This window comes from Pseudomonas sp. GW456-L12, from assembly GCF_059424045.1.
This window is the reverse complement of record NZ_JBWKZA010000015.1, coordinates 85,153-99,929: the sequence shown is the minus strand read 5'-3', so window position 1 is coordinate 99,929 and position 14,777 is coordinate 85,153. Positions and strand designations below refer to the sequence as shown.

The 14,777-nt window shown below is 62.2% G+C and carries 16 protein-coding genes and 1 other RNA gene; 8 read left to right on the top strand and 9 right to left on the bottom strand.

From position 1 onward, the window contains the following. Positions 1 to 64 precede the first annotated feature (64 nt). From AC07Y9_RS19370 to AC07Y9_RS19360, 3 genes are all read left to right on the top strand, one after another. Positions 65 to 1,207, top strand: coding sequence for a DegT/DnrJ/EryC1/StrS family aminotransferase (locus tag AC07Y9_RS19370; protein WP_101336234.1), 1,143 nt, complete (start codon positions 65 to 67; stop codon positions 1,205 to 1,207). Between the two features lie 384 nt (positions 1,208 to 1,591). After that, positions 1,592 to 2,275 carry a hypothetical protein gene (locus tag AC07Y9_RS19365; protein WP_007928255.1) on the top strand — a complete coding sequence of 228 codons (684 nt, stop codon included), beginning with the start codon at positions 1,592 to 1,594 and terminating at the stop codon, positions 2,273 to 2,275. Between the two features lie 210 nt (positions 2,276 to 2,485). Beyond that, positions 2,486 to 3,193 carry a hypothetical protein gene (locus AC07Y9_RS19360; protein ID WP_102678951.1) on the top strand — a complete coding sequence of 236 codons (708 nt, stop codon included), beginning with the start codon at positions 2,486 to 2,488 and terminating at the stop codon, positions 3,191 to 3,193. Between the two features lie 98 nt (positions 3,194 to 3,291). Here the strand turns inward: AC07Y9_RS19360 and gcvH are convergent, their stop codons facing one another. The 8 genes from gcvH to AC07Y9_RS19320 all read right to left on the bottom strand — a co-directional run bounded on the left by gcvH (position 3,292) and on the right by AC07Y9_RS19320 (position 12,321). Beyond that, positions 3,292 to 3,675, bottom strand: coding sequence for a glycine cleavage system protein GcvH (gene gcvH / locus AC07Y9_RS19355; protein WP_009046109.1), 384 nt, complete (start codon positions 3,673 to 3,675; stop codon positions 3,292 to 3,294). 51 nt (positions 3,676 to 3,726) lie between these two features. Beyond that, positions 3,727 to 4,809 (bottom strand): glycine cleavage system aminomethyltransferase GcvT, encoded by a 1,083-nt coding sequence (gcvT, locus tag AC07Y9_RS19350; RefSeq protein WP_085532918.1) that lies wholly within the window; start codon positions 4,807 to 4,809, stop codon positions 3,727 to 3,729. Positions 4,810 to 4,965: 156 nt separating this feature from the next. Then, complete coding sequence (locus tag AC07Y9_RS19345) at positions 4,966 to 6,582, bottom strand: ABC transporter permease (protein ID WP_102678889.1); 1,617 nt, start codon at positions 6,580 to 6,582, stop codon at positions 4,966 to 4,968. A 94-nt stretch (positions 6,583 to 6,676) separates the two neighbouring features. Further along, positions 6,677 to 7,678 (bottom strand): extracellular solute-binding protein, encoded by a 1,002-nt coding sequence (locus AC07Y9_RS19340; RefSeq protein ID WP_053263050.1) that lies wholly within the window; start codon positions 7,676 to 7,678, stop codon positions 6,677 to 6,679. Positions 7,679 to 7,878: 200 nt separating this feature from the next. Beyond that, entirely contained in the window at positions 7,879 to 9,096 is a 1,218-nt protein-coding gene (locus AC07Y9_RS19335; RefSeq protein WP_173679762.1) for a 2-octaprenyl-3-methyl-6-methoxy-1,4-benzoquinol hydroxylase, read from the bottom strand. A 121-nt stretch (positions 9,097 to 9,217) separates the two neighbouring features. Then, a complete protein-coding gene (ubiH, locus tag AC07Y9_RS19330) occupies positions 9,218 to 10,405 on the bottom strand; it encodes a 2-octaprenyl-6-methoxyphenyl hydroxylase (protein ID WP_007926748.1) in 1,188 nt (395 codons plus the stop codon). Next, on the bottom strand, positions 10,402 to 11,736 hold the full coding sequence (pepP, locus tag AC07Y9_RS19325; protein ID WP_087092504.1) for a Xaa-Pro aminopeptidase: 1,335 nt from the start codon (positions 11,734 to 11,736) through the stop codon (positions 10,402 to 10,404). Before pepP ends, ubiH begins: the two co-directional genes overlap by 4 nt. 27 nt (positions 11,737 to 11,763) lie before the next feature. Then, complete coding sequence (locus AC07Y9_RS19320; RefSeq protein WP_007926743.1) at positions 11,764 to 12,321, bottom strand: YecA/YgfB family protein; 558 nt, start codon at positions 12,319 to 12,321, stop codon at positions 11,764 to 11,766. 140 nt (positions 12,322 to 12,461) lie between these two features. Between AC07Y9_RS19320 and AC07Y9_RS19315 the strand changes: the two genes are divergently transcribed. From AC07Y9_RS19315 to AC07Y9_RS19300, 4 genes are all read left to right on the top strand, one after another. Then, on the top strand, positions 12,462 to 12,671 hold the full coding sequence (locus AC07Y9_RS19315) for a TIGR02449 family protein (protein WP_007911197.1): 210 nt from the start codon (positions 12,462 to 12,464) through the stop codon (positions 12,669 to 12,671). Further along, positions 12,668 to 12,991, top strand: a complete 324-nt coding sequence (locus AC07Y9_RS19310; RefSeq protein WP_007926742.1) for a cell division protein ZapA — start codon at positions 12,668 to 12,670, stop codon at positions 12,989 to 12,991. Before AC07Y9_RS19315 ends, AC07Y9_RS19310 begins: the two co-directional genes overlap by 4 nt. 24 nt (positions 12,992 to 13,015) lie before the next feature. Continuing rightward, positions 13,016 to 13,194, top strand: a non-coding RNA gene (gene ssrS / locus AC07Y9_RS19305) — 6S RNA. A 135-nt stretch (positions 13,195 to 13,329) separates the two neighbouring features. Beyond that, entirely contained in the window at positions 13,330 to 13,935 is a 606-nt protein-coding gene (locus AC07Y9_RS19300) for a 5-formyltetrahydrofolate cyclo-ligase (RefSeq protein ID WP_102678891.1), read from the top strand. Between the two features lie 34 nt (positions 13,936 to 13,969). On the opposite strand, the gene AC07Y9_RS19295 is transcribed toward AC07Y9_RS19300, so the two are convergent. Next, complete coding sequence (locus AC07Y9_RS19295; RefSeq protein WP_007926740.1) at positions 13,970 to 14,116, bottom strand: hypothetical protein; 147 nt, start codon at positions 14,114 to 14,116, stop codon at positions 13,970 to 13,972. A 195-nt stretch (positions 14,117 to 14,311) separates the two neighbouring features. Between AC07Y9_RS19295 and AC07Y9_RS19290 the strand changes: the two genes are divergently transcribed. After that, positions 14,312 to 14,761 carry an EVE domain-containing protein gene (locus tag AC07Y9_RS19290; protein ID WP_053263055.1) on the top strand — a complete coding sequence of 150 codons (450 nt, stop codon included), beginning with the start codon at positions 14,312 to 14,314 and terminating at the stop codon, positions 14,759 to 14,761. The last annotated feature ends 16 nt before the right edge of the window (positions 14,762 to 14,777 follow it).

Sequence of the window (14,777 nt, the reverse complement as noted above, 5' to 3'; positions counted from 1 at the left end):
ATGCTCGACTCCGGCGCGGCCCGCCGCCCTGCCTCGACCACTGTTTATCGAGTATCCCATCGTCATGAGCCAGCTGCCTTTCCTGCCGTTTTCCAAACCCACCATCGATGAAGCCACCATCGCCAGCGTAGGCGAAGTGCTGCGTTCGGGCTGGATCACCAGCGGGCCCAAGGTCCAGGCCTTCGAGGCGCAACTCTCGCAGTACTGCGGCGGGCGCCCGGTGCGCACCTTCAATTCCGGCACCTGCACCATGGAGATCGCCCTGCGTATCGCCGGCATCGGCCCTGGCGATGAAGTCATCACCACGCCGATCTCCTGGGTGGCCACGGCCAACGTGATTCTCGAAGTCGGCGCCACCCCGGTGTTCGCCGACATCGACCCGATCACCCGCAACATCGACCTGGCCCAGGTGGAAGCAGCCATCACGCCCCGGACCAAGGCCATCATCCCGGTGTTTCTCGCCGGCCTGCCGGTCGATATGGCACGCCTCTACGCCCTGGCGCGCAAGCACGGCCTGCGGGTCGTGGAAGATGCCGCCCAGGCATTGGGCTCAAGCTGGAATGGCGAGCGCATCGGCGCTGGCGGCGACCTGGTCTCTTTCAGTTTCCAGGCCAACAAGAACGTCACCTGCAGCGAAGGCGGCGCCCTGGTGCTGAACACCGCCGAAGAGGCTCGCCTGGCGGAGAAGTATCGACTGCAGGGCGTGACCCGACATGGCTTCGACGGCCTGGACGTGGACGTGCTGGGCGGCAAATTCAACATGACCGACGTCGCGGCCGCCATCGGCCTGGGCCAGTTCGCCCACCTCGAAACCCTCACCGCTCATCGCCGCGAACTGGCCCGGCATTACTTCGAATGCCTGGGCAGCGACTTCGAAACCCGCTACGGCGCCCAGCTGCCCCCGGCGGACTTCGGCAACAGCAACTGGCACCTGTTCCAGCTGGTACTGCCGGAGCGGCATGACGGCAAACCGGCGCGGGCGACCTTTATGGAGCAGATGCAGGAGCGCGGGATCGGCATCGGCTATCACTACCCGCCGATTCACCTGCTGAGCCTGTACCGCGAGCGCGGTTTCAAGGAGGGGATGTTCCCGGTGGCGGAACGGGTGGGACGCCTGATCGTCTCGTTGCCGATGTTCACGGCCATGAGCAAGGGTGATGTCGAGCGCTCGGTAGCGGCGGTGAAGGCGGTCTTGCAAGAGGCATAAACAGATACCGGCCCCTGAACGGCCAGCCCTTGCACTATTCAAGACGCTCAATGCCCTGCATTGGGCGTTTTTATTTCAGCGATAAAGATAGTTGCCAATCGCTATATATCAGCGCCACCGGCCAACTTCCTTGTGCCAAAAACCAGACTCCCGACAGAACTTTGTCTAACTGCGCACATAAACACATGATAAGCCAGCACGATTCAAAACATTGAATTTCCGCAATACAGACAGCACCAAAGACAATAGCCAATAGTTCTATAGTTCAATTTTTTGCATGCTATGTTTACTGATGACTGCGCAGTTGAGACAAAAGGCCACTACGTAGTTGCAAAGACCGTTACAAAATCCATGTTTCAATCTATTCGAAATGGAGTTCAAGAAATGAGCAGCCAACAAATAATTCTATACATCGAAGAACAGCAGTTGATTGCACAAAAAAACAACAACTACAGCCTTTATCTGGCCAAGAAAGTAAACAATGACTTCACTGTCATCTGGCAATCAAAAGGACCTATTGCCACCGTCAACAACCCTAGTTACCAATATAGAAACACTTTCGATGTCACCACCCCGTCGTTCATGGTCAACTACACCAATGACCCGGTCAGCAGTGGCGATGTCACCTTCACCTCCGGCGGCAAGAACCTGCCGATCAGTACCGGCCAGATCACCACCCTCGATGCCAATGGTGTGTTCACCCCGGCCAAGAATGGCGGCGTACCCTCGGACGTGCTGATCAACAACCTGCTGCAAGGCAATCCACATCAAATCCTGCTGGACTCCAACGGCAATAACATCTGGGTGAATCGCCAGAGCGGCATGAACATCGGTACTGCGACGCTGACACCAAAAAGCCAATACCAAGTCTGGTTCGGCAACATTCAGGAAACCGGTTCGTTGATCGCCACCAACCTGTCCAACCCCTATGTGGTGACCCTGCAGGATGGCGGCAGCATCACCATTACCTACACCGACAGTGGAACCTGGGTGACCGGCGAACCGGCCAAACGCCTGAGCGCTGCTGAAATCAAGGCACTTCACGCCAGGGCCGGGATCGCGGCATAGTCCGCGGGACGGGCTCGAGCATCGGTTGCGCGAAGGACGCAGAGCACCACGCGATACCCTTGGCAGTCTTTCGCTCGCAAACGCCGCTCAAACAAGAAAACCCTGTATATCGCCGATCTACAGGGTTTTTTTGTTGATGGCGTCGAACCCGGCCAGCAGGACTCGAGACTCTGCACCGAAATCATCCACGGGATGAACGTGAGATTAGCCATGAGCAAACAGACCATCATCATCTATATCGAAGAAGATCAACTTGTTGCCCAAAAGGTAAACAACTACAGCCTCTATCTGGCGAAGAAAGTAAACAGTACTTTCACCGTCATCTGGTTTGCAAAGCCCCCCTTCGCCGCACCCAACCAGCCGTCCTATCAATATAAGAACGTCTTCAATATCACCAATGACTCTTACATGGTCAACTTTACAAATACGCCCGTGCAAGAGGGAGATGTCAACTTTACTTCAGGCGGAAAGAACCTGCCCATCAACACCGGCCAGATAACCACCCTGACTAAGTACGGTGTATTCAGCCCTGCAAAGAACGGTGGCACGCCAGGAGATGTTTCAATAAATAACGAACTTTCGGCCAACCCCAGCGAAATATTATTGGACTCTACCGGACTCAATCTCTGGGTGAACTGTTCAGGCGGCATGAATATAGGTGTCGCTACCATGACACCCAAGAACGAGTTTCAATTATGGTTCGGCCCAGGCCAGACAGCGGGCTCGTTAATCCCCAGCACTCTGTCCAATCCTTACACCATCAGCGTGAACGACGGAGAAACCAAAACCGTCACCTACAACAACCAGGGCGCCTGGGTCAGCGGCGAACCGGCACGGAGCCTGACAACAGAAGAAATAGCCGAACTTCATGTCAGGGTAAGCAAAGCCGTGCTGCTGGCCAGATCGCTCCGTCGCTAGGCCAGTGACTTGAGTTGTCGCATTGTCTTAAACGAAAAACGCCGCATATCCGATAAGGGAACACGGCGCTCTTGTAACAGCTTGGCTTGCGGCAGCGGTTATTCGCCGATAGCGGCCTTATAACCGGCTGCGTCGAGCAGCTTCTCAAGATCAGCAGCGTTGGCCGGCTTGAGCTTGAAGATCCAGGCGCCGTACGGGTCGCTGTTGAGCAGCTCCGGGCTGCCGCTCAGGTCTTCGTTGACCGCGATCACTTCGCCGGCCACTGGCGCGTAAATGTCGGAAGCGGCCTTCACCGATTCCACCACACCGGCCTGGTCGCCAGCGCCGAAGACATTGCCGACTTCGGTCAGCTCGACGAACACCACGTCGCCCAGGGCTTCCTGAGCGTGGTCGCTGATGCCCACGGTCACGGTGCCATCGGCTTCCAGACGGGCCCATTCGTGACTTTCGGCAAAACGCAGGTCAGCAGGGATATCGCTCATGTTCTGTGTCCTCAAGAAGAAATGTCAGCGGTAGATCCCGCCGGAAATAAGTTAGATCAAGGTTTTGCCATGACGCACGAAGGTCGGTTTTACCACCCGGACCGGGTACCACTTGCCACGGATTTCCACTTCTGCGCGGTCGGCGGTAGCCATGGGCACCCGCGCCAGGGCGATCGATTTGCTAAGCGTAGGAGAGAAACTACCACTGGTGATCTCTCCTTCGCCAACATCGGCGATGCGAACCACCTGATGGGCACGCAGCACGCCGCGTTCTTCCAGCACCAGGCCGACCAGTTTGTGCTTCACCCCACCCGCGCGCTCGGCCTCCAACGCGGTGCGCCCGATGAACTTACGCGACGCCGGCTCCCAGGCGATGCTCCAGGCCATGTTGGCCACCAGCGGTGAAACCTCCTGGTGAATATCCTGGCCGTACAGGTTCATGCCGGCCTCCAGGCGCAAGGTATCGCGGGCGCCGAGGCCGATCGGCGAGATCCCCGCGCCCACCAGATCGTTGAAGAACGCCGGGGCCTGGTCGGCCGGCAGGACGATTTCCAGGCCATCCTCACCGGTGTACCCGGTGCGCGCGATGAACCAGTCGCCATCGGCCTGGCCTTCGAAGGGCTTGAGTTGCTGGATCAGCGTGCCGCGCGACTGGGTCACCAGCTCGGCGATCTTGTGGCGGGCGTGGGGCCCCTGGATCGCCAGCATCGCCAGCTCGGAGCGTTCGTGCAGTTGCACCTGGAAAGCGCCCAGCTGCGCCTGCATCCAGGCCATGTCCTGGTCACGGGTGGCGGCATTGACCACCAGCCGGTAGCCGGCTTCGGTGCGGTAGACGATCATGTCGTCGACGATACCGCCGTGCTCATTGAGCATGGCGCTGTACAAGGCCCTGCCGGGGCTTTGCAGGCGTTCGACATCGTTGGCCAGCAGGTGCTGGAGCCAGGCCTTGGCCTGGGGGCCGTCGACATCGATCACGGTCATGTGGGATACATCGAAAACCCCGCAATCGCGTCGCACCTGATGGTGCTCCTCGACCTGCGAGCCGTAATGCAGAGGCATATCCCAACCGCCAAAATCGACCATCTTCGCGCCCAGGGCGAGATGAAGGTCATACAGAGGCGTGCGCTGTCCCATGGGTTTCTCCTTCCGGGCGTGGCGAAGGTGCGGGCGGTCGCTGTATGAGCTGGAAGCCGTGAAATAGAAGGCTCTCAGATAATTCAAAAGACCCGATCAGAAAGATCGACCACACCGAATGCCGCGCATTGTAGCCGCAAGGTGTGACACTGGCACCTAACCGATTCGATGAGCGGAGCGTCGGATCAGTCCGATCACCGGCAGCAATCCCACCAGGACCAGGGTCAGGGCCGGCAACGCGGCACGCGCCCACTCGCCCTCGCTGGTCATCTCGAAGATCCGCACCGCCAGCGTGTCCCAGCCGAACGGGCGCATCAGCAAGGTGGCGGGCATTTCCTTGAGCACATCGACGAACACCAGCAGCGCCGCGCTCAGGGTGCCGGGCAGCAACAGCGGCAGATACACTTTGAAAAACAGTCGCGGTCCGCTGACCCCCAGGCTGCGCGCCGCCTCCGGCAACGACGGGCGGATCCGCGCCAGGCTGCTTTCCAGCGGCCCGTAGGCCACCGCGATAAACCGCACCAGATAGGCCAGCAGCAACGCCGCCAGGCTGCCCAGCAGCAACGGCTTGCCCGCTCCACCCAGCCAGCCCGACAGCGGGATCACCAGCTCGCGGTCCAGATAACTGAAGGCCAGCATGATCGACACGGCCAGCACCGAGCCCGGCAAGGCATACCCCAGGTTGGCCAGGCTGACGCCGGAGCGGATCACCCGGGTCGGCGCCAGCCGTCGGGCGAACGCCAGCAGCAGGGCCACGCTGACCGTGATCAGGGCCGCCATGGCGCCCAGGTACAGGGTGTGCAGGATCAGCCCGGCATAACGCTCGTCGAGGTCGAAACGGCCACGCTGCCAGAACCACACCACCAGCTGCAGCACTGGGATGACAAAGGCGCAGGCGAACACCAACGCGCACCAACTGGTGGCCGCCAGAGCCTTGATGCCATGCAGGTGGTACAGCGCCTTGCCCCGCGGCCGCTCGTTGCCAGAGCGACTGGCGCCACGGGCGCGACGCTCGCCGTACAGCACCAGCATCACCGCCAGCAGCAACAGGCTGGCCAGCTGCGCGGCGCTGGACAGGCTGAAGAAGCCATACCAGGTCTTGTAGATGGCGGTGGTGAAGGTGTCGAAGTTGAACACCGCCACCGCGCCGAAATCGGCCAGGGTTTCCATCAGCGCCAGGGCCACGCCGGCACCGATGGCCGGCCGCGCCATGGGCAGGGCCACGCGCCAGAACGCCTGCCAGGGCGTCTGCCCAAGCACCCGCGCGGCTTCCATCAGGCCTTTGCCCTGGGCCAGGAACGCGGTGCGCGCCAGCAGGTACACATAGGGATAGAACACCAGCACCAGGACCAGGATCACCCCGCCGGTGGAACGCACCCGCGGCAGGCGCAGGCCCGTGCCGAACCATTCGCGCAGCAGGGTCTGCACCGGGCCGGAAAAATCCAGCAGGCCGACGAAGACAAAGGCCAGCACGTAGGCCGGAATCGCAAAAGGCAGCATCAGCGCCCAGTCCAGCCAGCGCCTTCCGGGAAACTCGCAGAGGCTGGTCAGCCAGGCCAGGCTCACCCCCAGCAGCGTCACGCCGACGCCGACGCCCAGCACCAGGGTCAGGGTGTTGCCCAGCAGTCGCGGCATCTGGGTCTCCCACAGGTGCGACCAGATCTGCTGGTCGATCACCTGCCACGACAGCAGCAGCACGCTCAGCGGCAGCAGCACCAGGGCGGCGACGGCAAAAACCAGCGGGTACCAGCGACGTTGGGCGGGATGGGCCACGAAAGACTCTCGAACGAGATGGATCAATAAAAGGCAATTACGAACCGGTTAAACAAAACGCCCCGCAAAGGCGGGGCGCAGTATAACCAGCGGATCAGTTCCAGCCAGCACGGTCCATCAGGCGAATGGCCTCGGCCTGGCGCTTGCCGGCGACTTCCACCGGCAGGGTGTCGGCCACGAACTTGCCCCAGGCGGCCACTTCGGCGGACGGCGGCACGCTCGGGTTGGCCGGGAATTCCTGGTTCACGTCGGCGAAGATCTTCTGCGCTTCCTCGGTGGTCATCCATTCCACCAGGGCCTTGGCGGCTTCCGGGTGTGGTGCGTGCTTGGTCAGGCCGATGCCCGACAGGTTGACGTGCACGCCGCGGTCGCCCTGGTTCGGCCAGAACAGTTTGACCGGCAGATCCGGCTTCTGCTTGTGCAGGCGGCCGTAGTAGTAGGTGTTGACGATGCCCACGTCGCACTGGCCGGCGCTGATCGCCTCGAGCACCGCGACGTCGTCGGAGAACACGTCGGTGGACAGGTTGTTGACCCAGCCCTTGACGATTTCTTCGGTTTTCGCCGCGCCGTGGGTTTCGATCAGGGTCGCGGTCAGCGACTGGTTGTAGACCTTCTTCGCCGTGCGCAGGCACAGGCGGCCTTCCCACTGCTTGTCAGCCAGGGCTTCGTAGGTGGTCAGTTCGGACGGTTTCACCCGCGCAGTGGAGTAGGCGATGGTCCGCGCCCGCAGGCTCAGGCCGGTCCAGGCGTGCGAGGCGGCGCGATATTGCAGGGGGATGTTGGTGTCGATCACCTTGGAGGTGAACGGCTGCAGGATACCCATCTGCTCGGCTTGCCACAGGTTGCCGGCATCGACGGTGAGCAGCAGGTCGGCGGTGGCGTTCTCGCCCTCGGCCTTGATCCGCTGCATCAGCGGCGCTTCCTTGTCGGTGATGAACTTCACCTGGACCCCGGTTTTCTGGGTGTAGAGATCGAAGACCGGCTTGATCAGCTCGTCGATACGCGAGGAGTAGACCACCACTTCGTCGGCTGCCTGGACAGTGCCGCCAATGAGGGTGAGGGCCAGGGCGGTCAGTAGACGCTTCGGTGCCAACATGGGAGCGGTCTCTCGAAATCAAAGGGGAGTAAATGATAAGGACTACTATTTAGCTTCTCAAACTGAACCGGAGGGCGAGGCGTTACGAGATGTTGCTGATGCATCGCCAGCGTGGGTTCAGAGCAGACGCGCGCCCACACATGTCCGCGCGGCCCCTGCGGGAGCCGCCGGTTGAGCGGTTCGACCACTCGCGAGAACGGTCAGGCCTTGGCCAGTTCCGGCAGATCCCCGCTGAGGCCCAACGCCTGGCGCACGAACAGCGCCTTGGCCTCGGGCATCTGGTCGACCATTTTCAGCCCGGTATTACGCAACCAGCGCAGCGGCAGCGGATCGGCCTGGAACAACCGTTCGAAGCCTTCCATCGCTGCCATCAACGCCAGGTTGTGCGGCATGCGCCGCCGCTCGTAACGGCTGAGCACCTTGGTGTCGGCCAGGCGTTCGCCGCGGCTGGCCGCCTGCAGCAGCACCTCGGCCAGCACCGCGGCATCAAGGAAGCCCAGGTTGACCCCCTGCCCGGCCAGCGGATGGATGGTATGAGCCGCGTCGCCGATCAGGGCCAGGCCCTCTGCCACGTAACGCTTGGCATGACGCTGGCGCAACGGCACGCAGAGCCGCGGGTCGGCGCTCAACACCGCGCCCAGGCGCCCTTCGAAGGCGCGTTCCAGCTCACGGCAGAAGTCGCTGTCGTCCAGCGCCATCAGGCGTTCGGCCTCGCTGGGCGTGGTCGACCAGACGATCGAACACCAATCGTGCAGCCCGTCGCGCTCTAGCGGCAGGAACGCCAGCGGGCCGTTGTCGGTGAAACGCTGCCAGGCGGTCCTCTGGTGCGGCTCGGCGCAACGCACGCTGGTGACGATGGCGTGATGCAGGTAATCCCATTCGCGGGTAGCGCAGCCGGTCAGGCGCCGCACCGCCGAATTGGCGCCGTCGGCGGCGATTACCAGCGGGGCGCGCAGGCTGCGGCCATCGGCCAGGGTCAGCAGCCAGTCGTCGCCAGATCGGCGCATCTGCTCCAGGCGGGCATTGGCCAGCAGGCCGATGTCGCAGTTATGCAAGCGCTCCAGCAACGCGTCCTGGACCACGCGGTTTTCCACAATGTGGCCCAGCACCTCGGCATGCACGCTGGCAGCCGAGAAGTGAATCTGCCCGGTGCCGCTGCCATCCCAGACCTGCATCTCGGCATACGGGCTGCTGCGCCGCCGGGTCACCCCTTCCCAGACACCCAGGCGCTCGAGAATCCGCTGGCTGGCCACCGACAATGCGCTCACCCGCGGCTCGAACGGTGCTTCGTCGTCGAAGGGCTTGACCTTCAGCGGGCTGCCATCGAGCAGCAGCACTTCCAGGCCGCTGTCCTGCAACGCCAGCGCCAGGGCGCTCCCGACCATTCCGGCCCCGACAATCAGCAGATCTGCACGCATTTCCATGCTTTAAGCCTGTCTCGCTTGCGGCTTGAGCCGCACGTAAAGGGTTTTGTCGAACCGCGCTACCTGGCTGCCGACACTGTGCTGGATTTCCATGCCCGGTCGCGGGCTCAACCACTCACGCATCGGGACGGGTACCCAGGCCCATGGCTTGCCGCGCGAACCAGCGTTTGGCCGGTGGCAGCAGGTCCAGGCCCAGCAGCCCGATATTGCGCCCCAGGGACACCAGCGGCAGCTTGCTGCCGAACAGCCGGGTGACCTGGTCGGAGAAGCCCACGGTCAGGTCCTGGTCCAGGCGCTGCCGCTCGCGGTAGGCCTGCAAGATACTGAAATCGCCCGGCGGCGTCGGGCTGACCAGCAAGGCATCGGCCAGCGCCTGGGCGTCGCGCAACGACAGGTTGAAACCCTGCCCGGCAATCGGGTGCAGGCTATGGGCAGCGTTGCCCAGCACCACCAGGTGAGGACGCACCTGCTCCTCGGCCTCCACCAGCGCCAGCGGGTAAAGATGCCGCGCGCCGACCTGTTTCAGGGTGCCCAGGCGATAACCGAATACCCCCTGCAGTTCGCTGAGGAAGCTGCGTTCGTCCAGCGCGGCCAGGCGCTGCGCGTCCATGCCCAGGCGGGTCCAGACCAGTGCGCAGCGGTTGTCCGGCAGCGGCAGCAGGGCCATCGGGCCGTCGTCGGTGAAGCGCTCGAAGGCCATGCCGTTATGGGCTTCGCTCGGGGTGATATTGGCAATCAGCGCGCTCTGGTTGTAGGGGCGCTTTTTCACCCCGATCCCCAGTTGCTCGCGCAGCCCCGAGCGACCGCCGTCGGCCAGCACCGCCAGCTCGCAATCCAGGCTGGTTTCATCGTTGAGAGTCAGGCGGTAGCCATCTTCCAGCGGCTCCATGCGCGTGACTTCGGCCGGGCAGCGCCAGCTCACCACGTCCTTGTCCAGCCCCTGCCACAGGCATTGGCCGAGCCAGGCGTTTTCCACCACATAACCCAGGGCGGGAACGCCCTCCTCCATGGCCGACAGCCGCGCGGTGGAAAACCGCCCACGGTCGGAGACATGGATCTGTTTGATCGGCTCGGCGCGGCGGGAGATTTCCTGCCACACACCCAGCCGTTGATAGATCTGCCGCGCGCCGAACGACAGCGCCGAAGAGCGCGCATCGTAGCTGGGCTGGTAGGTATCGCCCGGAGCGAACGGCTCGATCAGCACGATCTTCCAGCCGCGCTCCTTGGCGCCGGCCTGCAAGGCCAGGGCCAGGCTGGCACCGACCAGGCCACCACCGATGATCGCCAGATTGACCCGGTTCATGCTGCGCAGCTCCGGGCGGCGGCCATCAGGGCCTCGATCTCGGCCACGGTCTTGGGCACGCCACCGGTGAGAATTTCACAGCCTTGCTTGGTTACCACCACGTCATCCTCGATGCGCACGCCAATGCCGCGCCATTTCTTCGCCACGTTCTGATTGTCCGGCGCGATGTAGATGCCCGGCTCGACCGTCAGGGCCATGCCGACTTCCAGTACCCGCCATTCGCCGCCGACCTTGTACTCGCCGACATCATGCACATCCATGCCCAGCCAGTGGCCGGCGCGATGCATGTAAAACGCCTTGTAGGCTTCGCTGGCGATCAACTCGTCCACCTCGCCTTCGAGCAGACCCAGCTTGACCAGCCCGGTGGTGATCACCCTGACGGTCGCTTCATGGGCCTGGTTCCAGTGCTTGTTCGGCGCGATCTCGGCAAAGGCGGCTTCCTGGGAGGCCAGCACCAGCTCGTAGATCGCCTTCTGCTCGGCGGAAAACTTGCCGTTCACCGGCCAGGTGCGAGTGATATCGCTGGCATAACAATCGATCTCGCAACCGGCGTCGATCAGCACCAGGTCGCCGTCCTTGAGCAACGCGTCGTTCTGCTGGTAATGCAGGATGCAGCTGTTGCGCCCAGCGGCGACGATCGAGCCGTAGGCCGGCATCTTCGCCCCGCCCCGGCGGAACTCGTAGTCCAGCTCGGCTTCCAGGCTGAACTCGTACAGGCCGGCGCGGCTGGCCTGCATGGCTCGAATATGGGCCTGGGCGGAAATCCGCGCGGCCTCGCGCATCACCTTCACTTCCGCCGCCGATTTATACAGACGCATGTCGTGCAGCAGATGATCCAGGGCAACGAATTCGTTCGGCGGCTGGGCGCCCAGGTGTGCCTTGGAGCGAATCACGTTGATCCATTCCATCAGGTGGCGATCGAACTCGGGGTTGCTGCCCATGGCCGAATACACCCGGTCGCGGCCTTCGATAAGGCCCGGCAGGATGTCGTCGATGTCGGTAATGGGGAAGGCATCGTCGGCGCCATAATCGCGGATCGCGCCCTCCTGGCCAGCCCGCAGGCCATCCCAGAGTTCGCGCTCGGCATTACGCTCACGGCAGAACAGGATGTACTCGCCATGCTCGCGACCGGGCATCAGCACGATCACCGCCTGGGGTTCCGGGAAGCCGCTTAGGTACTGGAAATCGCTGTCCTGGCGGTAGACATGCTCGACGTCGCGGTTGCGGATCGCCACCGCGGCAGCCGGCAGGATCGCGATGCTGTTGGGTTCCATCTGCGCCATGAGCGCCTTGCGGCGGCGGGTGTATTCCGATTTCGGGATATGGATCATGGGCAGACGGATTTCCCTATCGAGCGATCAATGCAGAGAAGGCTTGGCGGCCGGTTCAACCGTCTTGTTGGTCTCGGTGAACAGCAGCAGCGGGGCGACCCGCAGGTATTCCATCACTTCCATGTAGTCGCTTTCGCCGTCGTCGGACTCTTCCAGCGCATCCTGTACCTGGGCGATCGCCGCCAGGTCCTGCAGCACTTCCGTGGCCTCGGTGCTCAGGGCACTGCTGTCGCGGGAGTTCAGGCCGAAGCCGGTGAGGAAACCCTGGCACCACTGACCCAGGGCCGCGGCGCGCTCGGCCAGCGGGGCATCGTCGGTAGGCAGCAACAGGACGACGGTCATGTCGTCGCTGGTCAGCTCGCCCTTGACCATTTCCTGCAGGCCGATCAAGGCGTTGCGAACATTGTCCTGCGGCTCGCCTTCGAGCAGCTCGGCGGCGTCGATCAGCCAGCCGTCGACTTCGAAGCCGGCGCCGGCGCAGCTGCGACCCAGCAACAGGCCATGCAATTCGGCGGGCGAGACAGGGTGACCGCTGCTGCTGAGCAGGGTGGCGAAGGCGTTGTACGGGGAATTCTGAATGGGCATGGGCAGCTAGGCGCCAAGCGGCGCAATGTCTAGAATGGAGGCCTTGTATCCTAGCATCGGCAGACGCGCCAAGACCATCGAGGCCGTCAACTCGTTTGCCCAGGCAGTTGCCACTCATCAGACAAATCCAGTGGGATCCAATGGAAGACACCGATCTGCAAGCGCTGATGGCTAGACTCGAACTGCTAATTGGCCGGGTCGAGCAACTAAAGAGTCAAAACGCACTCTTATTAGCTCAGGAAAAGACTTGGCGCGAGGAACGCGCGCACCTCATTGAAAAAAACGAAATCGCCCGGCGTAAGGTCGAATCGATGATTTCGCGCCTCAAGGCCCTGGAGCAAGACTCATGAGTTCAAGCAATAGCGTTACCGTGCAGATCCTCGACAAAGAGTACTCGATCATCTGCCCCCAGGAAGAGCGTAGCAATCTGGTGAGCGCCGCCCGGTACCTGGATGGCAAGATGCGCGAGATCCGCAGCAGCGGCAAAGTCATTGGCGCCGATCGTATCGCGGTGATGGCCGCCCTCAATATCACCCACGATCTGCTGCACAAGCAGGACCGCCCTGACGTGCAAGCCAGCGGTTCGACCCGCGAACAGGTGCGCGACCTGCTCGAGCGCGTGGATCTGGTGCTCGCCACCGACACCGATACAACCAAGGCTGATTCCTGAGGGTGGTTGCGGTATAATCCCCACCACTCCCTGGGGTGCTTGCCAGTTGGCGATGTCCCTGAGCCGATTCGCACTACCCTGGAAGTTGCACGTTGGGCCGGTGTGCATGTCCGCTAGACGGAAAGCCTTAACGCCTACTGCATCTTCCGCCTTGAACTTTCGGGTTCAAGGGCTAAGTCGACAGCGGTTCATCCGGGGAGCCTGAATTCCATGCCAATGCCAGCTATGCAAATAGCTGGCATTGTTTTTTTGGGGCTCCGTTTTTTCGGCTCCGTTTTTTTCGATCAGGGGTTATTTGGTACGCTGTCCTGCCGTACTCCTCCCGGACCCGAGCGACCATGACCGAACCGGCGCCGCTTTCCCGCCCGCAACTTCGACGCATACTGCGCAAAGCCCGCCGCGCCCTCACCGCCAGCGAACAACGCCAGGCCTCTCGTGGGCTGTATCGACAACTGGCGCAGCATCCGTTGTTCCGCCGCGCCAAACACATCTCCCTTTACCTGCCCATGGACGGTGAAATCGACCCGCGCCCGCTGCTGCTGGCCGCGCAACGCCGGGGCAAGGCGACTTATCTGCCGGTGCTCAGCGCCTGGCCACGGACCAAGATGGTGTTTCAGCGCGTTCGCCCCGGCGAAAAGCTGCGCCCCAACCGCTTCCGCATTCCCGAGCCACAGGTGAGTCTGGCCCGGCAACGCAAGGTCTGGGCCCTGGATCTGGTGCTGTTGCCGCTGGTCGGCTTCGATGAGGCGGGCGGACGCCTGGGAATGGGTGGTGGTTTCTATGATCGCAGCCTGGCCTATCTGGCCCGGCGCAAAAGTTGGCGCAAGCCGACGCTACTGGGGCTGGCCCACGAATGTCAGAAAGTCGTGAAACTGGACCAGGCGAGCTGGGATGTACCGCTGCAAGGAACGGTGACTGACAAGAAATGGTATTTCGCGAAATAGGCGCCACCAGGAGAGAGCGGCGCCTTGGAAGGAATCAACGCTTGTAAGGCTGCTGCTGTTGCGCGAGCTCGACCGGTGCGTCGGTCTTGTTGGCCCACAGGCTCTGCGCATAACCGGTTGTCACTACGCCCAAACCGAACAAAATAACCAAAATCCATAGTAAATCCGGTTTGCGTTGCATCGATTGCCCCCCTCAGGCAAATCCCACACGATGACAGCGACGGTTTCCATAACAGGCCGTGCAGCAGCGTCAAGCTTAAAATCCCGGCATTCTGCGATAACGTGAACCGACACGCAAATGCTGGCGTCAACCGACTGTCGGTTTGTCATAAAATTGCCCGACAACTTGCCCACGTCCCTCTGGAGAGCACAGAAAATGGCCTATTGGCTGATGAAATCCGAACCGGAAGAACTCTCGATCGAGGGCCTGGCGCTCAAGAAACAGGCGCGCTGGGACGGCGTACGCAACTACCAGGCACGAAACTTCCTGCGCAACATGGCGGTGGGTGACCAATTCTTCTTTTATCACTCCAGCTGTCCCGAACCGGGCATTGCCGGGATCGGCCAAATCATCGAGGCCGCCTACCCCGACCCGACCGCCCTGGAACCGGAAAACCCGCATTTCGATCCCAAGGCCAGCGCCGAGAAAAATGCCTGGAGCGCCGTCGACGTCGCCCATGTCGAAACCTTCCCCAAGGTGCTGCGCCTGGATTATCTGAAGCAGCAAACCGCCCTCGCCGAACTGCCCCTGGTGCAGAAAGGCAGCCGGCTGTCCGTGATGCCAGTGACCGCCGAACAGTGGGCGGCGGTGCTCGCGCTGCGCTGAACAGACCGCAAGCGAT